The sequence below is a fragment of the Acidovorax sp. HDW3 genome (genome assembly GCF_011303755.1).
GTDB lineage: Bacteria > Pseudomonadota > Gammaproteobacteria > Burkholderiales > Burkholderiaceae_C > Paenacidovorax.
Window position 1 is genome coordinate 1931724 of the sequence record NZ_CP049885.1, and the last position, 17293, is coordinate 1949016.

At 68.3% G+C, this 17293-nt stretch carries 14 protein-coding genes; 9 read left to right on the top strand and 5 right to left on the bottom strand.

The window, feature by feature from the left end; translation table 11 throughout:
• Positions 1-16: 16 nt before the first annotated feature.
• On the bottom strand, positions 17-922 hold the full coding sequence (locus G7045_RS08830; RefSeq protein WP_166159285.1) for a histone deacetylase family protein: 906 nt from the start codon (positions 920-922) through the stop codon (positions 17-19).
• Positions 923-1011: 89 nt separating this feature from the next.
• On the opposite strand from G7045_RS08830, the gene G7045_RS08835 reads away from it, so the two are divergent.
• Genes G7045_RS08835 through mltB form a run of 4 tightly spaced genes read left to right on the top strand, consistent with a single transcriptional unit; the run spans position 1012 to position 6097 of the window.
• On the top strand, positions 1012-1932 hold the full coding sequence (locus tag G7045_RS08835) for a MoxR family ATPase (RefSeq protein WP_166159286.1): 921 nt from the start codon (positions 1012-1014) through the stop codon (positions 1930-1932).
• A gap of 16 nt (positions 1933-1948) precedes the next feature.
• A complete protein-coding gene (locus tag G7045_RS08840) occupies positions 1949-2926 on the top strand; it encodes a DUF58 domain-containing protein (protein ID WP_166159287.1) in 978 nt (325 codons plus the stop codon).
• A 52-nt stretch (positions 2927-2978) separates the two neighbouring features.
• Positions 2979-5027, top strand: a complete 2049-nt coding sequence (locus G7045_RS08845) for a DUF3488 and transglutaminase-like domain-containing protein (RefSeq protein ID WP_166159288.1) — start codon at positions 2979-2981, stop codon at positions 5025-5027.
• The gene (mltB, locus tag G7045_RS08850) at positions 5024-6097 is read left to right on the top strand and encodes a lytic murein transglycosylase B (RefSeq protein ID WP_166159289.1); all 1074 of its coding nucleotides are present in this window, start codon (positions 5024-5026) and stop codon (positions 6095-6097) included. The genes G7045_RS08845 and mltB overlap by 4 nt, the downstream gene beginning before the upstream one ends.
• A gap of 53 nt (positions 6098-6150) precedes the next feature.
• On the opposite strand, the gene G7045_RS08855 is transcribed toward mltB, so the two are convergent.
• From G7045_RS08855 to G7045_RS08870, 4 genes are all read right to left on the bottom strand, one after another.
• Positions 6151-7425 (bottom strand): branched-chain amino acid ABC transporter substrate-binding protein, encoded by a 1275-nt coding sequence (locus G7045_RS08855; protein ID WP_166159290.1) that lies wholly within the window; start codon positions 7423-7425, stop codon positions 6151-6153.
• 70 nt (positions 7426-7495) lie between these two features.
• Complete coding sequence (gene tsaD, locus G7045_RS08860; protein ID WP_166159291.1) at positions 7496-8533, bottom strand: tRNA (adenosine(37)-N6)-threonylcarbamoyltransferase complex transferase subunit TsaD; 1038 nt, start codon at positions 8531-8533, stop codon at positions 7496-7498.
• Positions 8534-8578: 45 nt separating this feature from the next.
• Positions 8579-9022: a CBS domain-containing protein gene (locus G7045_RS08865; RefSeq protein ID WP_166159292.1), complete on the bottom strand. Its 444-nt coding sequence runs from the start codon at positions 9020-9022 to the stop codon at positions 8579-8581.
• 65 nt (positions 9023-9087) lie between these two features.
• The gene (locus G7045_RS08870) at positions 9088-10758 is read right to left on the bottom strand and encodes a PAS domain-containing methyl-accepting chemotaxis protein (RefSeq protein WP_166159293.1); all 1671 of its coding nucleotides are present in this window, start codon (positions 10756-10758) and stop codon (positions 9088-9090) included.
• 95 nt (positions 10759-10853) lie between these two features.
• Here G7045_RS08870 and ybiB point away from each other — a divergent pair, with 95 nt between their 5' ends.
• From ybiB to G7045_RS08895, 5 genes are all read left to right on the top strand, one after another.
• Complete coding sequence (gene ybiB / locus G7045_RS08875) at positions 10854-11768, top strand: DNA-binding protein YbiB (RefSeq protein WP_166159294.1); 915 nt, start codon at positions 10854-10856, stop codon at positions 11766-11768.
• Entirely contained in the window at positions 11765-13018 is a 1254-nt protein-coding gene (locus G7045_RS08880) for an aminoacetone oxidase family FAD-binding enzyme (RefSeq protein ID WP_166159295.1), read from the top strand. Before ybiB ends, G7045_RS08880 begins: the two co-directional genes overlap by 4 nt.
• Positions 13019-13150: 132 nt before the next feature.
• A complete protein-coding gene (gene rpsU, locus G7045_RS08885) occupies positions 13151-13363 on the top strand; it encodes a 30S ribosomal protein S21 (RefSeq protein ID WP_007833691.1) in 213 nt (70 codons plus the stop codon).
• A 122-nt stretch (positions 13364-13485) separates the two neighbouring features.
• Positions 13486-13932, top strand: a complete 447-nt coding sequence (locus G7045_RS08890) for a GatB/YqeY domain-containing protein (protein ID WP_166159296.1) — start codon at positions 13486-13488, stop codon at positions 13930-13932.
• Positions 13933-14133: 201 nt separating this feature from the next.
• Complete coding sequence (locus G7045_RS08895) at positions 14134-17184, top strand: M66 family metalloprotease (protein WP_166159297.1); 3051 nt, start codon at positions 14134-14136, stop codon at positions 17182-17184.
• The last annotated feature ends 109 nt before the right edge of the window (positions 17185-17293 follow it).

The window sequence follows — 17293 nt, forward strand, 5'->3', positions numbered from 1 at the left end:
TTTAGGCAAGCCGGCGCTACAGATCCGCGAGCACGCGCACATGCGCCTCGACGCTGCGCGCCAGCGGATCCATGACGTAGCCGCCCTCCAGGCAAGAGACGATGCGCCCGCCGCACAGGCGCCGCGCCACGTCCTTGATGCGCTGCGTGATCCAGGTGAAATCGGACTCGGTCAGGCCGAGCTGGCCCATGTCGTCGTCGCGGTGGGCGTCAAAGCCAGCGCTGACGAAGATCATCTCGGGCTCAAACTCCTCCAGGCGCGGCACCCACATCATCTCGACGATTTCGCGAATATCCATGCCGCGCGTGTACGCTGGCACCGGCACGTTGCACATATTGGTCGCCGGGCTGTGGTCGCCGCTATAGGGGTAGAAGGGGTGCTGGAAAAAACTGCACATCAGCGCGCGCTCGTCGCCCGCCAAAATATCTTCCGTGCCGTTGCCGTGGTGCACATCGAAGTCGATCACGGCCACGCGCTGCAGGTTGTGGCGCTGCAGCGCGTACTTGGCGGCCACGGCGACGTTGTTGAAAAAGCAAAAGCCCATGGCCTTGCTGCGCGTGGCGTGGTGGCCGGGCGGGCGCACCAGGCAAAAGGCGTTTTCCAGCTCGCCGGCGAGCACGGCGTCGGTCGCCGCCATAGCGGCGCCCGCCGAGCGCAGCGCCGCCGTCCAGGTGTGGGCGTTGATGGAGGTGTCGGGGTCCATGGGCGTGTGCGCCGGGCCGCCGGCGTCCTGCTCCTCGACCAGGCGCAGCGTCAGGCCGCGCAGCGCCGCCACGTGCAGGCGGTCGTGCGCCAGCTCGATATCGTTCAGGGAGGCCAGCGGCGCCTCGCGGTGTTCGAGCGCGTCGCTCACGCCCGTGACCAGCAGGCGGTCTTCAATGGCATCGAGCCGCGCCGGACATTCCGGGTGGCCTGGCCCCATTTCGTGCTTCCAGCAATCGCGGTGGGTGAAATACCCCGTCTTACTCACAGTTGTCTCCCCAGCCTTGTTTTTCGGCTAACGTCACACCCATGCATGAACAACAAACTATTGCATCTCTGCTGAATCAGCTTAACACGGTGATCGTAGGGAAAAGCTTACAAATCCGGGACTGCGTCACCTGTCTGCTCGCCGGTGGCCACCTGCTGATCGAGGACGTTCCGGGCGTCGGCAAAACCACCCTGGCGCACGCCCTGGCGCGCAGTTTTGGGCTGTCGTTTGCGCGCGTGCAGTTCACCGCCGACCTGATGCCCAGCGACCTCACCGGCCTGTCGATCTACGAGCGCGGGCGCGAGGGTTTTGTCTTTCACCCCGGGCCGGTGTTCACCCAGGTGCTGCTGGCCGACGAGATCAACCGCGCCAGCCCGAAGACGCAAAGCGCGCTGCTCGAAGCGATGGAGGAAAAGCAGGTCACCATCGAAGGCCAGACACGGCCGCTGCCGCAGCCGTTCTTCGTCATCGCCACGCAAAACCCGCTCGACCAGTTGGGCACCTTCGCCCTGCCCGAGAGCCAGCTCGACCGCTTCCTGATGCGCATCGCCCTGGGCTACCCCGACCGCGCCGCCGAGCGCCTGCTGCTGTCGGGCCAGGATAGGCGCGACCTGCTCGACACCCTGCCGGCGCTGCTCACGCCACAGAGCCTGGCGGCGCTGCAGCAGCAGGTGCGCGCCGTGCACGCCAGCGATGCGCTGCTGGCCTACGTGCAAGACCTGCTCGACGCCACGCGCTCGGGGCGCTGGTTCGTGCAGGGCCTGTCGCCGCGCGCCGGCATGGCGCTGCTGCGCGCGGCCAAGGCGCGGGCGCTGATCGAGGGGCGCGACTACTGCGCCCCGGACGACGTGCAGGCCATCTGCGCCCAAACCATGGCGCACCGCCTGGTGCCCGTAGGCGAGGCCGGGCGCGCCGCCGTGGCCCAGGTGCAGGCCATGGTCGAAGCCACGCCCCTGCCCTGACGCGCAGGCCGCCCCCATGCGACAGCGCCTCCTGGCCCCCCTGCGCCGCTGGTGGCTCGCACGCCTGCCAGCCACCGACCAGCTGCAGCTGACGCAGCGCAACGTCTACATCCTGCCCACCGGCGCCGGCGCCATGCTGGCGCTGACGCTGCTGGCGCTGCTCATTGCCGCCATCAACTACCAGCTCAACCTGGGCTACCTGCTGACCTTCGCCCTGGCCGGCAGCGCCGTCAGCAGCATGGTGCTGTGCCACGCCACGCTGCGCGGCCTGCAGCTGCACCTGCTGCCGCCCGAGCCGCAATTCCTGGGCCAGGTCGCGCGCCTGACGGTGCAGCTGCACAGCAGCGCACGCCGCCCACGCTACGGCATTGGCCTGGCGCCGCGCCCCGAGGACGGCCAGGCGCCGTCCTGGGCCTATTGCGACGTGCCGGCGCAGGGCATGGCGCAGCTGCAGATCGGCTTTGCGCCGCAGCACCGGGGCTGGCACCGGCTGCCGCTGCTGACGGCGCAAACGCGCTTTCCGCTGGGCATTTTCCGCGTCTGGTGCTGGTGGCAGCCCGCGGCGCAGCTGCTGGTCTACCCCGCGCCCGAGGCGCACCCGCCGCCCCTGCCCGCCGGCCAGCCACGGGCCGGCGACGGGCGCAGCCACAGCGGCGGCAGCAGCGGCGAGTTTGACGGCGTGCGCCCCTACCGCCGGGGCGACCCGCTCAAGCAGCTGGTGTGGAAGAAAGCCGCCCAGGCCTTTGCCAGCGGCAGCCAGGCCCTGGTGAGCCGCGACGCGCAGCACAGCCAGCAGCTCGACCTGTGGCTGGACGTGAACCACTGCGGCCTGGCGGCGCCCGAGGCGCGCATCGCCCGCGTCACCGCCTGGGTGCTGCAGGCCGAGCGCCTGGGCCTGCGCTGGGGCCTGCGCCTGCCCGGCGGGGCGCAGATGGCCCCCGGCAGCGGCGCACAGCACCAACGCCGCTGCCTGGAGGCGCTGGCCCTGTGCTAAATCAGCCTCAAACCCATATACAGCAAGCGCTACCAGCTATTAAATTCATAGTATGTTGAGCCCCCTCCTGCGCCCTGCCGCCTGGCAACACCTGCCGCGCGAGAGCCGCGACACGCTGTTCCTGCTCGCCCTGTGCGCCTGGCTCGTGCTGCCCCTGGCCTGGCAGCTGCCGCCCTGGGTGCCGCTGGCCAGCGCCGCCTTGCTGCTGTGGCGCGCGCAGCTGGCCTGGCGCGGCCGGCCCCTGCCCCGGCGCCGCACCATGCTGGCGCTGGCCGCGCTGGTGCTGGTGGCCACCCTGGCCGAGCACCGCAGCATCCTCGGGCGCGACGCTGGCGTCAGCTTCGTGGTGCTGCTGCTGGCGCTCAAGACGCTGGAGATGCACGCGCGGCGCGACGCCATGGTGGTGTTCTTTCTGGGCTTCTTCGTGCTGGTGGCGAACTTTCTGTTCTCGCAAAGCCTGCCCGTGGCCGCCGCCATGCTGCTGGCGCTGCTGGGCCTGCTCACGGCCCTGGTCAACGCCCACCTGCCCGTCGGGCGCCCGCCGCTGCGCCAGTCGCTGCGCCTGGCGGGCCAGATGCTGCTGTGGGGCACGCCACTGACGGCGGCGCTGTTCCTGCTCTTTCCGCGCGTGGCGCCACTGTGGGGCCTGCCCCAGGACGGCCTCAGCGGCAAAAGCGGGCTCTCGGGCGAGATGCGCGTGGGCGACATCGCCAGCCTGGCGCTCGACGACAGCGTGGCGCTGCGCCTGCGCTTTCTCACCCCCGGCGGCCAGCCGCCGGCGCAGTCGGCGCTGTACTTTCGCGGCCCGGTGCTCGAACAGTTCGATGGCCGCGAATGGCGCCAGGCCCATGCCCGGGTGAGCGAGGCCGCCGCGCTGCAGGTGCAGGGCGCGCCCGTGCCCTACGAGGCCACGCTCGAACCCCTGCAGCTGCCCTGGCTGCTGCTGCTCGACGCCGCCCCCGAGCCCCCCGCCCTGCCCGAGGGCTGGCGCGCGCAGCGCAGCGCCGCGCAGCAGTGGCAGGTGCAGCGCCCCATCACCTCGGTGCTGCGCTACCAGGCCACGAGCTACCCCGATTTCCGCTACGGCCCGACGCACATGACGCCGGCCCTGGCCGCCCTCACGGCGCTGCCGCCGGGCAGCAACCCGCGCACCCGCGCCCTGGCCGCCAGCCTGCGCGCGAACCTGCCGCCGGGCGCCAACGACAGCGCTGCGCTGGTGGCCGCAGCGCTGGCGCAGCTGCGCAGCGGCGGCTACCGCTACACGCTCGCCCCCGGCATCTACGGCGCCGACACCGCCGACGAATTCTGGTTCGAGCGCAAGGCCGGTTTTTGCGAGCACATCGCCTCCGCCTTTGCCGTGCTCATGCGCGCGGCGGGCGTGCCGGCGCGCATCGTCACCGGCTACCAGGGCGGCGACAAAAACCCGGTCGATGGCTACTGGAGCGTGCGCCAGAGCGACGCCCACGCCTGGGTCGAAGTCTGGCAAGAGGGCCAGGGCTGGCGGCGCGTCGATCCCACCAGCGCCGTGGCCCCGGACCGCATTGGCGAGCTCGCCCGCCTGCGCCCGCCGCCCACCCTGCTGGGCAACGCCGTGGGCATCGTCCTGAGCCCCGGCCTGGCGCAGCAGCTGCGCGCGCTGTGGGAGGCAACCAACAACGGCTGGAACCAATGGGTGCTCAACTACACCCAGACGCGCCAGCTCGACCTGCTGCAGCGCCTGGGCTTTAGCGCCCCGAGCTGGGCCGACCTGCTGCGCCTGCTCGCCGGCCTGATCGGGCTCGCCGGCCTGGCCGGCGCCCTCTGGGCCGCCTGGGAGCGCCAGCGCCGCGACCCCTGGGTGCGCCTGCTGGCGCAAGTGCGCCAGCGCCTGGCGCGCCGGGGCATCGTGCTCGCCGCGCACCTGCCGCCACGCGCCATGGCGGCCCAGCTGCAGGCACAATGCCCGCCGCCCCACCCCGAGGCCGAGGCGCTTGGCGCCTGGCTGCTGCAATTTGAACGCGCCCGCTACGCTGCAGCGGGCCGCACCGCCGATACCTCCTTGACCCTGCTGAGGCGCCAGCTGCGCCGCCTGCGCTGGCCCCGCCGCCCAACCCCACCATGAAACGCCTGCTCGCGATTGCTCCATTTTTGATAGCTGCTAGCGCTTGCCCCGTAAGCGCCAGCACCCAAAAACACGCCAAAAACCACGCCCCCAAGCCCGCTGCGGCCACGCAGGGCAGCCACAGCTACGCCGGCAGCGCCCAGGCGCAGGCTTTTGCCGCCGAACTGGCCGAGCGCCACGGCCTGGAGCGCGCCTGGATCGACGCCGCCCTGGCGCAGGCGCGCTTTCTGCCGCGCGTGCCGCAGCTCATGCTGCCGCCGGCGCAGGGCCAGGCGAAGAACTGGCAGGCCTACCGCAGCCGCTTCGTCGAGCCCATCCGCATCCGCGCCGGGCTGCGCTTTTGGCAGGAGAACGCCACCACCTTGGCACGCGCCGAGGCCGAGTACGGCGTGCCGGCGCAGATCATCGTCGGCATCCTGGGCGTGGAGACGATCTACGGCCAGCACATGGGCGGCTTTCGCGTGCTCGACGCCCTGGCCACGCTGGCGTTTGACTTTCCCAGCGCCCACCCGCGCGCGGCCGAACGCCAGGCGTTTTTTCGCGGCGAACTAGAACAGTACCTGCTGCTGTGCCAGCGCAGCGGCCAGGCGCCCGAGGCGCTGCGCGGCAGCTACGCCGGCGCCATGGGGCTGCCGCAGTTCATGCCCACGAGCTGGCAGCGCTGGGCGGTGGATTTTGACGGCGATGGCCGCATCGACCTGTTTCGCAGCCGCGCCGATGCCATCGGTTCAGTCGCCAACTACTTCAAGGCCCATGGCTGGGTCAGCGACATGCCCACGCACTACGCGCTGGAGTTCGACGCCGCCGTGCTCGACCTGCCGACGCTGCTCGCGCCCGACATCCGCCCCACTTTCAACGCCGCGCAAATGGCCGCCCTGGGCGCGCAGCCGCAGGGCGCGGGCGCCACGCACGCCGGGCCGCTGGCGCTGATTGCGCTGCAAAACGGCAGCGCGCCGCCGAACTACGTTGCCGGCACGCAGAATTTTTACGTCGTCACGCGCTACAACTGGTCGAGCTACTACGCCCTGGCCGTGATCGAGCTGGGCGCGGCCATTGCGGCGGCACGCTGACGGTACGCGCTGACGGCAGGCCATCACCAGCGCTGCATTTACCAGCGCTGCATTTACCAGCGCTGCATCTGGCAGCTGCTGGGCAGCTCGGCCTGCGCCGCCGTCAGCTGGCGCAGCACGCGAAAGCCGTAGCCCGAGCCTTCCACATCGAACGGCACGCCCGGCTGCCCCTGGCGCTGCATCACGCCCACCACCAGCGGCTGCTGGAACTGGTGGTCGAGCGCGCGCATGGCCCCGCCCTGGCCGGCGAGCTGCACCCGCGCCTGCTCCAGCGCGCGCGCCAGGGGCGCGGCCTCCAGGCTCTGGGCACGCTCCATGGCCTGGGCCAGCGCTTCGAGCATGAGCTGCATCCGCAGGTGCAGGTAATCGTCCTGCGGCTGGGGAAAGCGCTGGCGAAACGCCTGGTAGAACGCCGCACTCTCGCGCCCGGGCAGATTCGGCAGCCATTCGGCCACCGCCAGCACCTTGCCCACGCCGGCCTCGCCCAGCGCCGTCGGCACGCCCAGGGCGTTGCCGTAGAAGGTGTAGAACAGGCCGTCGTAGCCGACCTCGCGCGCAGCCTTGACGAGCAGCGTCAGGTCGTTGCCCCAGTTGCCCGTGACGACGGCCTGCGCGCCGCTGGCCTTGATCTTGACGGCGTACGGCACAAAGTCCTTGACCCGGCCCACGGGGTGCAGCTCGTCGCCGACGATGGTCACGTCCGGGCGCAGCTGCGCCAGCTGGCTGCGCGTCTGGCGCAGCACGGCCTGACCAAAGCTGTAGTCCTGGCCAATGAGGTACACCTTGCGCAGCGCCGGCTGCGCGCGCAGCTCCTGCATGAGCGCGGCCAGGCGCATGTCGGCGCTGGCGTCGAAGCGAAAGTGCCAGAAGCTGCAGTGTTCGTTCGTCAGGCTGGGCTCGACGGCGGCGTAGTTCAGAAACAGCACGCGCTTGTCGGGCTCGCGCTGGTTGTGCTTGTTGATGGCCGCCAGCAGCACCGCCGCCGTGGCCGAGGAGTTGCCCTGCAGCACGATGCGCGCACCGGCGTCGATGGCGGCGCGCAGGGCGGCGAGCGCCTCCTCGTTCTGCCCTTTGCTGTCGTAGCGCAGCAGCTGCCAGGGGCGCGCACCGCCGGGCAGCGGCACACCGCCCCGGGCGTTCACGCGCTCGGTGCCCCACAGCAGGTTGCGGTACACGGCCTCGCCGGTGTTGGCGAAAGGGCCGGAAAAACCTTCGATCAGGGCCAGGGGGATGGGCGCAGGCGCCGGTGTGGGCGAGGCCGCCCCGGCGCGCACGCCGGCGGCGGTGGCCAGGCCCGCCAGCAAGGCCTGGCGGCGCAGTCGGTTCATGGTTTTTACTCTGTTTTTGATAGCTGCTCGCGCTTGACCATCAAGGGCTAGAAGGAAATTTGATGCCTATTCAAGCTAAGGAATCGAGCGGCCAGCGGGGTTTGACGTCAAAGGCGTACAGCGGCGCCGGCACCTCGCGCCCGCACTGCAGGCGCATGGCGGCGGCCATGGCGATCATGGCGCCGTTATCGGTGCACAGGTGCAGCTCTGGGTAGTGCACGCGCACGCGCTGCTGGGTGCAGGCGGCGTTGAGCTGGGCGCGCAGCAGCGCGTTGGCGCCCACGCCGCCGGCCACCACCACGCGCTGCAGGCCGGTGTGCTGCAGGGCCTTGAGGGTTTTTTTCACCAGCACCTCGACGATGGCCGCCTGGGTGCTGGCGGCCAGATCGGCGCGGCGCGCATCGAGCTGGTCGCCGAGCTTCTTGGCCTGCGTCAGCACCGCCGTTTTCAGGCCGGCAAAGGAAAAATCAAGGTCGCCGCTGTGCAACAGGGGGCGCGGCAGGGCAAACGCTTTGGCATCGCCTTGCTCGGCCAGGCGCGAGAGCGCCGGCCCGCCGGGGTAGCCCAGGCCGAGCAGCTTGGCCGATTTGTCGAAGGCTTCGCCAGCGGCGTCGTCAATCGTCTCGCCCAGCAGCTGGTACTGGCCGACGCCATCGACGCGCATGAGCTGGGTGTGCCCGCCCGAGACGAGCAGGGCGACAAACGGAAATTCGGGCGCATCGGCGCTCAAGAAAGGCGAGAGCAAATGCCCTTCGAGGTGGTGCACGCCCAGCACCGGCTTGCCCAGCGCCGCGCCCAGGGCGCAGGCCAGGCCCGCGCCCACCAGCAACGCGCCAGCCAGGCCCGGGCCGCGCGTGAAGGCAACCACGTCCACCTCGGCGCGGCGGCGCCCGGCCTGGGCAAAAACGTCTTCCATCAAGGGCAGCACGCGCCGGATGTGGTCGCGGCTGGCCAGCTCGGGCACCACGCCGCCGTAGGCCTGGTGCATGTCGATCTGGCTGTGCAGGGCGTGCGCCAGCAGGCGCGGCAGGCCGCTGGCGGGGGTCTCGACCAGGGCCACGCCGGTTTCATCGCAGGAGGATTCAATCCCCAGAATCAGCAAACTCATGGCCGCGAGTGTAGGGCCGGCGCGCCCGGCCTGCGGCCACCGGGGTCAGCGCCCGCCGCCGTGGATGTAGTGCGTGAGCTGCTCGATGATGAACTGCTGCGCGCTGATGATGTCCTTGACCAGGTCGCCGATGGAGACCATGCCCAGCAGCTTGCCGCCCTCGTCCACCACCGGCAGGTGGCGCAGGCGGTTTTCGGTCATGAGGGCCATGCACTGCTCGCTGCTCTGGCTCGGGCGCACGCACAGCACGTTGCGCGTCATCACATCACGCACCGGGGTTTGGGCCGAATTGCGCCCTTGCAGGGCAATTTTGCGGGCGTAGTCACGCTCGGTGAAGATGCCAACGATTTTCTCGTCCTCCATCACCAGCAGCGCGCCAATGCCCTCGCTGGCCAGGAGTTGCAGGGCGTCAAGCACCGAAGACTGCGGGCCTACGCGGTGCACGGCGACGCTGGATTTGGCCTTGAGGATGTCGGCAACAGCGGTCATACAAAACTCCCGAAAAAAAGTAAACGCTGTGATTCAAACCCAAGCACCCGGGCCTGGCAACAGGGTCAGCCCGCTGTGAGCTGGGCCTGGGCCGCGCCAGTGGCCACCGGTGCGCGCTGCGCCTTCATGTTGCGGCGCAGGGCGACGGCATCGGGCGCCGGCGCGCGCGCACCATCGTCGAGGCGAAACACCTGCACCGTCTCGGACATGGTCTGCGCCTGGGCCTGTAGCGCCTGGGCGGCACTGCCGTTGTGCTGCACCAGGGCACTGTTTTGCTGCGTGATGGCGTCGAGCTGTGCCACAGCAGTGTTCACCTGCGAAATACCCGTGAGCTGCTCGTTGGCGGCGTGGTGGATTTCACCCATGCAGGTGCTGACGCGACGCACCAGCGCCAGAGATTCGCCCATGGTGCTTTGCGCGGCCTCGGTGCGCTCGTGGCCCTGGCGCACTTTGTCGGCGGAGTCGGTGATGAGCTGGCGGATTTCTTTGGCCGCATCGGCGCTGCGCTGCGCCAGCGAACGCACCTCGCCAGCGACCACGGCAAAGCCCCGGCCCTGCTCGCCAGCGCGCGCGGCCTCTACCGCTGCGTTGAGCGCCAGGATGTTGGTTTGAAACGCAATGGAATCGATGAGCTGCGTGATCTCGCCAATGCGCCCCGACGCCTGCTGAATCTGCGCCATGGTGGCGGCCACGCCATCGACGGCGCTGCTGCTGCGCTCGGCCACCGCCGTCGCTTCGCTCGCCAGCTGCGCCGCCTGGTTGGCCGAGTCGGCGGTGAGTTTGACGGTGCCGGTGATCTGCTCCATGGAGGCCGCCGTCTCCTGCAGGTTCTCGGCCTGGGCCTCGGTGCGCTGCTCGAGCTCGTCGTTGCCCTGCGCCACGTCGTTGGACGAGGCGCGCATTTTCTGGCTTTCATCGCGCGCATCGCGCACCACGGATTGCAGGTTGACGCGCAGCTGGGCCAGGGCTTTTTCCAGATCACCGACGATGCCGCTGTGGCGCACATCAATGGGGTGCGACAGATCACAGGCCGCCAGGCGGTTGGCCAAGCGCACCAACGCCAGCAGCGGCAGCACCGCCATGCGGTACGCGCCCCAGGCAATGGCCAGGGTCAGGCCCAGGGCCACAGCCCAGGCCAGGGCCGTGCCCATGCCCCACACCATGCCGCTGGCCAGGGCCGCCATGCCGCCCACGAACAGCACGCTCAAGGCCACCAACACCAGGCGCCCGAACATGTTCAGTTGCAACACCTCTTGCACGCGCCCCCAGGCGCTGGTGCTTATCAGGCGGCCCGCACGCAGCCGGTGCCCAGACTGACCAGCGGCCTTTTCATCGCGCAGGATTTTGAAGTGGCGCTCAGCGGCCGCGATCTGCGCCCGCGTGGCCTCGGTGCGCACCGACATATAACCGGCGGGCTGGTCACCCTCCATGAGGGGGGTGACGTTGGCCATGACCCAGTAAAAATCGCCGTCTTTGCGGCGATTTTTTACCGGGGCGGACCAAGGTTGGCCGCTTTTGACCGTTTCCCACAGGTCGAGGTAGGCGGCCTCGGGCATGTCAGGGTGGCGCACGATGTTGTGCGGCTGGCCCAGCAGCTCCTCGCGCGGGTAGCCGCTGACTTCAATAAAGCTGGGGTTGCAGTACAGGATGCGGCCCTGCAGGTCGGTGGTGGACACCAGGGTCTGCCCCTTGGGGAAGGGGTACTCTCTCTCGCTGACCGGAAGATTCACGCGCATACGCTATTCCCTCCAAAAAGTCGATAGATTCATTGCGGCATTGCCGTCCCGGACAATAGCCGGCGTTTTGAACCACTTCAACCCCTTTTTTCCCCATGGGCATCAGCCACTACATCAAAGAAATCGGGCGCGGCGCACGCGGCGCCAAGGCCCTCACCCGCACGCAAGCGGCCGACCTGCTCAGCCAGTTGCTCGACGGCCAGGTGAGCGATCTGGAGATCGGCGCCTTCTGCGTCGCCATGCGCATCAAGGGCGAGAGCGCTGAGGAGATGTGCGGCTTTTTGGACGCCGTGCTCGCGCGCGCGGCGCTGTTCCCGCCCACGGCACGGCCCCTGATCGTGTTGCCCAGCTACAACGGCGCGCGCAAGCTGCCGGTGCTGACGCCGCTGCTGGCGCTGCTGCTGGCACGCCAGGGACTGCCGGTGCTGGTGCACGGAATGCGCACCGAGGAGCGCCGGGTTTTAGCGTCTGAAGTGCTGCAAGCGCTTGATATACCTGCGCTAACAGCTCCTGAAACAATAGCAAACGGCACGGTGGCGCACATCGACACGGCGCAGTTGCACCCGGCACTGGCGCGGCTCTTGGCGGTGCGCCAGGCGATTGGCCTGCGCACCCCCGGCCACAGCCTGGTCAAGCTGCTGGCGCCCTGCCAGGGGCCGGCGCTGCTGCTGACCAGCTACACCCACCCCGAATACGCCACGCTGATGCAAGAGGTGCTGGCCGCACGCGGCGCCCACGCCCTGCTCTCGCGCGGGCTCGAAGGCGAGGTGGCCTGCGACCCGCGCCGCCAGGCGCGCTACGACGCGCTGCTCGCCGGCGTGCACCAGGTGCTGGCCGAGCAGCAGCCGGGCACGGCAGCCGAGGTGCCGGGCCTGCCCACAGCCATCGACGCGCAGAGCACCGCGCACTACACCCGCGCCGTGCTCGCCGGAGCGCTGCCGGTACCGCCGGCGCTGGCGCAACAGGTGGCGCATGTCTGCGCCCTGGTGGCGCAGCTGGAGGCGGCGTGAGCACACCCGACTTTGATGCCATCGTCATCGGCGCCGGCGCCGCCGGCCTGCTGTGCGCGGCACTGGCCGGGCAGCGCGGCCTGCGCGTGCTGCTGATCGACCACGCCGAGCGGGTGGCGGAAAAAATCCGCATCTCCGGCGGCGGGCGCTGCAACTTCACCAACCGCGACCTGGACGTGCGCGCGCCGCAGCGCCACTACGTTGGCCAGAACCCGCAGTTCTGCCGCTCGGCGCTCTCGCGCTACACGCCGCAGGACTTCATCGCCTTGCTGCAGCAGCACGGCCTGGCGTTCCACGAAAAGCACAAGGGCCAGCTGTTTCTGGACCGCTCGGCACAAGACCTGATCGACCTGCTGCTGGCCGAATGCGCCCGGGGGCAGGTGACGCACTGGCAGCCCTGCCGCGTAAAAAATGTGGCGTTTTTGGCCGCTAGCGCAGACCAGTCAAGCGCGAGCAGCTATCAAATTGATACCGATAAAGGCCTAGTACAGGCGCGTAGCCTGGTGCTGGCCACGGGCGGGCTGTCGATTCCCGCCATTGGCGCAAGCGATTTTGGCCACCGCCTGGCACGCCAGTTCGGCCTGCCGGTGGTCGCGCCGCGCCCCGGGCTGGTGCCGCTGACGTTTGACGGCACCGCCTGGGCACCCTACGCGCAACTCGCCGGCCTGGCGCTGCCGGTGGAAATCAGCTGCGGGGCGAAGAAAGAGCGCGTCGCCTTCCACGAGGATTTGCTGTTCACGCACCGGGGGCTTTCCGGCCCGGCGGTGCTGCAGATTTCGAGCTACTGGCAGCCCGGCCAGCCCCTGGGCATCAACCTGGCGCCACACACCGACCTGGCGGCGCACCTGCTGGCAGCCAAGGCGCAGTCCAAAAAACGCATTGCCAACGAACTCGCCACCTTGCTGCCCAGCCGCCTGGCCGAAGCCTGGTGCAGCCAAAGCGCCGACTGGCAGCGCCCGATCAACGAAGCGAGCGACAAAGCCCTGCTGCGCCTGGCCGAGCAGCTCGCGTGCTGGCAGCTCACGCCCACGGGCACCGAGGGCTACAAAAAAGCCGAAGTGACCCTGGGCGGCGTGGACACGCGCGCACTCTCGCAGCAAAGCATGGAATGCAAGGCGCAGCCAGGGCTGTACTGCATTGGCGAGGTGGTGGATATCACCGGCTGGCTCGGCGGCTACAACTTCCAGTGGGCCTGGGCGAGCGCTGCCGCCTGCGCGCGTGCCTTGCCGGGTGCTGGTGATTCGTTATAATGCTCGGCTTTGCTGGCAAACGCCCGTCGGCCGGAATACTAGTTAGAGACGGGCAACCCCGCTGACCATGGCTTTTGGGCCCGATCTTCCCAACAACCCGCTGGCAGCACTTAATTTGGAATCCATAAGCCAATGACCACCATCCGCGTAAAAGAAAACGAACCGTTTGACGTTGCCCTGCGCCGCTTCAAGCGCACCATCGAAAAACTGGGCCTGCTGACCGACCTGCGCGCCCGCGAGTTCTACGAAAAGCCCACCGCCGAGCGCAAGCGCAAGAAGGCCGCCGCCGTCAAGCGCCACTACAAGCGCGTGCGCAGTATGCAGCTGCCCAAGAAGCTGTACTAAGCTTCTACTGAGCATCGTCCAGGGCTTTGCGCCCAGACACTGAAAAAACCCGCGCTAGGGACGCCAAGCGCGGGTTTTTTCGTTCTGTATTTTTTTGATCTGACCCCGCCGGAGAGAACGCCATGAGCCTCAAAGAGCAAATCACCGAAGACATGAAAACCGCCATGCGCGCCAAGGACAGCGCACGCCTGGGCACCATCCGCCTGCTGCAAGCGGCGATGAAGCAAAAAGAAGTGGACGAGCGCATCACGCTCGACGATGCGGCCATCGTCGCCATCGTCGATAAGCTCATCAAGCAGCGCAAGGACAGCATCACGGCATTTGAGGGCGCGGGCCGCCAGGACCTGGCCGATCAGGAAAAGGCCGAACTGGCCGTGCTGCAGGTGTATTTGCCCGCACGCATGTCGGAAGACGAGATTCGCGCCGCCGTGCAGGCCATCGTCGCCGAGCTGGGTGTAAGTAGCCCTGCGGATATGGGAAAAGTGATGGGCGTGGTAAAAACCCGGCTTGCAGGAAAAGCCGATATGGGCTTGGTGTCTGCGGCCGTCAAAGCCGCCTTGACCCCCTAAGCCGCCACCGGCACTTACTCCCGCTTTTATTTTTCGCCGCTGCCAGCACCCCACCAGGGTGCTGGCTTTTGTTTTTTCAGGGCCCAAGAAACCCTATCGCCCACCACCAGCGCATAGCAACCGACGGCATTTCACAGGCAGACAGAGACCGCCTGAATTCTGGCACAAGAAACCATCAGTTACGCGCAAAAACAAAAAAACATGAACCCACACCATTGGAAGCAACTCCCCGCCCTCCTCCTGAGCGCCGCCACCCTGAGCGCCTGCGGCTGGGTACCCGACGACGACCTCCATGCCAACAACAACGGCAACACCACCCAACCCGACGGCGGCAACCAAAACGGTGGCAATGGCGAGGTCACGCCCCCAGTGACCGCACCCCCAACAACCACGCCGCCCGAGACCACCCCGCCGGCCACTACTCCGCCCACAACCGAGCCCGAAGACCCTGGTGCAGTGGGTACACCGCCTGCGACGACGCCGCCCGTCACGACACCACCGGTGACCACTCCGCCCGTCACCACGCCCCCCGTCACGACACCACCGGTGACCACTCCGCCCGTCACCACGCCCCCCGTCACGACGCCACCGGTGACCACTCCGCCCGTCACCACGCCGCCGGTGACCACCCCCCCCGTCACGCCCCCGCCACCCCTGACCCCGGCGCAGAAGTACCCTGAGCCCGTCGGCGCCCAATACCAAGTGCCCAACGCCCGGGCGTTTTACGACAGGGACAAGACCGGCGCCCCGCGCGCCGTGCGCAACGACCTTGGCGGCACGCTGCCGGGCATGGTGCAGTTTGTGCAAAGCCATAGCGTCGATCCCTCGGGCAACGAGGCCAAGGAAATGCCGCGCCTGACGATGCAGCGCGAGGCCCTGCTCCTGGTCACGCCCGACCCGGCACTGCAAGACGTGAGTGACCTGCAGGTCAGCGTCACCGTCAACGGCCAGAGCAAGGGCACGCTGGCCCTGAAGCACCCGAACCTGATACCGCGCTCGGATTACTCCAACCGCGATGGCCGCCCGGACTACGTTTACTCACTGCGCGCCTGGTCGGCCGTGCTGCCCTGGGACTCGATGGTGCCCGGCCTGGAGCTGCGCGTGAGCGACAGCAAGAACCGCACGGGCACGCTGGCGGCCAATGCCATCGACTTCTCCGGCGCGGGCGAACTGGTGCTGCACAGCGTGCGCCTGGGAATGCTGACCGACCCGCCCAACGGCAACCACCGCTTCCTCACCAACACCATCGACGCGGCCAGCGACTACCTGCAAACCATTCCGGCTGCACGCATCACTGCCGCGTACTACGAGGACGTCAAACTCTCCAAGGTCATCGTCGCCTCGGGCGTGATCTATGACACCCAAAGTGCCACCAACGGTGACGTCTACAGCGGCGACATGCGCGAGAACACCGGCAAAGCCACCTTCAGCGTCGGCATCAACCTGGCCAATTGGGGCGTGACCAGCGCCGGGATGCAGTCGCAGCAGCAGCCCCAGGTAACGCAGGCGGCCGTCATGCACCACGCGCGCGGCATGTACGCCAACGGCGCCCAAACCCACGGCCTGTCGGGCGGCAACAGCATCCTGACGCTGTACGACAGTGCCGGCAACGAGTTCAGCCACGAGATCGGCCACCACTACGGCCTGGGCCACTACCCTGGAGAGGTCAACGGCAACTACTTCTGGTCGGTGCACCACCACGACAGCGGCTGGGGCTACGTCAGCTACCGCAAGCGGATGCGCGCCAACATCAACTGGCACGAGAGCAAAACCTACGGCCCCAACGGGATGCCGGTGCTCGACGACACCTACGCCTTCAACAAGGACGCCATGGCCGGCGGCAACCACGCCAGCGCCCTGTCCCACTACACCCAGTACACCGGCTACAGCACCAAGCAAAGAATCCAGCCGGCGTTTGACCGCGCCGCCGTGTACGCGCCCGATTCGCCCACCGGCTACCGCAGGTGGAACGCCAGCACGCGCACCATGGAAGACGTGGCCCCGGCCATCCCGAACCAGAACGATGTTTGGTTCAACAGCGCCAGCGGCAAGTTCCTCAAGCCCCGGCGTTTTGGCGTGCCCGTCGTCACCCTGCTCGGCGGCTACGACCCGACCAACAACAAGGCCCTCATCTACCCGGCGCTGCGCAGCAACTGGGGCAATGTGTTTGACCTGCCCACCCAGGCCGTGAGCACCACCGAACCGCGCCAGTGCTGGCTGCAGGTCGATTTTGCCGCCCAACCCAGCCAGCGCATTGCGGTGGCCGGCAAGCGGATGCAAAACGGCTCGATCAACAAGCTGCACGTCAACCTGGCGCAAGACGAGCAGCCGCGCCGCGCCGAGCTCAAGTGCCAGACGCCGAACCAGGCCGAAGAATCGCTGTACGTGCTCGACATCCCCACCAACCAGCCCGCCATGACCGCCCCGGTGGTGGTGGGCAAGGAGCAGGGCTACAGCGCGCTGCGCGCAGCCGAGCTGCCGCAGCTCGACAGCGCCTTGCAAGCGCTCGCCGGTAAAGCGGTGCCCGTTCTTTCAACCGCGTCCCAGCGCCAGCTCGATAGCTGGGGTGACAACACCCAGGGCCTGTCCGCCGCCGCGCAAACCCAGCTCGTCCGCTACCAGCAGCAGCAAAGCAACGCCCAGCGCCTGAGCCTGTGGATGGACACCTACGCCAGCGCCCTCGACCAGGGCCTGGCCGATGCGCAGACCGCGCTGCTGGACTTCACCCAAACCCTGGGCCTGTACCGCACCCCGCTGATCCCCACCGGCCAGACCATGAAAATGGCCAACGGCAACTGCATCCAGAAAACCGGCGACAGCGGCGTGCGCATTGCCGGCAAGAGTCTGTGCAGCGGCGACATCAATGAGCAGTGGATTCTCGACAGCCGGGGCGCCATCCGCAGCCGCGCCAATATGGACTTGTGCCTGACCGACCAGGGCGGCAGCAACGCCGTCAAGCTCGCGCGCTGCGACAGCGCCAACGACGCCCAGGCCTGGAACACCGCCACCGCCAACCGCTACAGCCGTAGCGGACGTTGCCTGGACTTGAACCAGGGCTTTTTGACCAACAACGTGGGCACCCTCATCACCTACAGCTGCTCGGGCGGCGCCAACCAGTACTGGGCTGGCCTGGTGATGAGCGACAACCCGCTGCTGTTCCTGGTCGGCGGCGCGCACCTGCACCGCCTCGAGAGCGCCGCCGCCAACGCCCAACCCAGCAGCACCGGCGTGGCTGCGCAGCGCCAGCGCTGATCCCACGCCCAGGGCCACAACCAAAAACCCCGGTCTTGCGCCCTGCAAGCCCGGGGTTTTTTACTATTAAATCAATAGCTACTCACGCTTATACAGCAAGCGTTAGCGG

What these genes read in the sequence shown, in the direction of transcription:
- G7045_RS08830 (WP_166159285.1), bottom strand. Translation starts at nt 922, where the DNA reads ATGGGGCCAGGCCACCCGGAATGTCCGGCGCGGCTCGATGCCATTGAA.
- G7045_RS08835 (WP_166159286.1), top strand. Translation starts at nt 1,012, where the DNA reads ATGCATGAACAACAAACTATTGCATCTCTGCTGAATCAGCTTAACACG.
- G7045_RS08840 (WP_166159287.1), top strand. Translation starts at nt 1,949, where the DNA reads ATGCGACAGCGCCTCCTGGCCCCCCTGCGCCGCTGGTGGCTCGCACGC.
- G7045_RS08845 (WP_166159288.1), top strand. Translation starts at nt 2,979, where the DNA reads ATGTTGAGCCCCCTCCTGCGCCCTGCCGCCTGGCAACACCTGCCGCGC.
- mltB (WP_166159289.1), top strand. Translation starts at nt 5,024, where the DNA reads ATGAAACGCCTGCTCGCGATTGCTCCATTTTTGATAGCTGCTAGCGCT.
- G7045_RS08855 (WP_166159290.1), bottom strand. Translation starts at nt 7,425, where the DNA reads ATGAACCGACTGCGCCGCCAGGCCTTGCTGGCGGGCCTGGCCACCGCC.
- tsaD (WP_166159291.1), bottom strand. Translation starts at nt 8,533, where the DNA reads ATGAGTTTGCTGATTCTGGGGATTGAATCCTCCTGCGATGAAACCGGC.
- G7045_RS08865 (WP_166159292.1), bottom strand. Translation starts at nt 9,022, where the DNA reads ATGACCGCTGTTGCCGACATCCTCAAGGCCAAATCCAGCGTCGCCGTG.
- G7045_RS08870 (WP_166159293.1), bottom strand. Translation starts at nt 10,758, where the DNA reads ATGCGCGTGAATCTTCCGGTCAGCGAGAGAGAGTACCCCTTCCCCAAG.
- ybiB (WP_166159294.1), top strand. Translation starts at nt 10,854, where the DNA reads ATGGGCATCAGCCACTACATCAAAGAAATCGGGCGCGGCGCACGCGGC.
- rpsU (WP_007833691.1), top strand. Translation starts at nt 13,151, where the DNA reads ATGACCACCATCCGCGTAAAAGAAAACGAACCGTTTGACGTTGCCCTG.
- G7045_RS08890 (WP_166159296.1), top strand. Translation starts at nt 13,486, where the DNA reads ATGAGCCTCAAAGAGCAAATCACCGAAGACATGAAAACCGCCATGCGC.
- G7045_RS08895 (WP_166159297.1), top strand. Translation starts at nt 14,134, where the DNA reads ATGAACCCACACCATTGGAAGCAACTCCCCGCCCTCCTCCTGAGCGCC.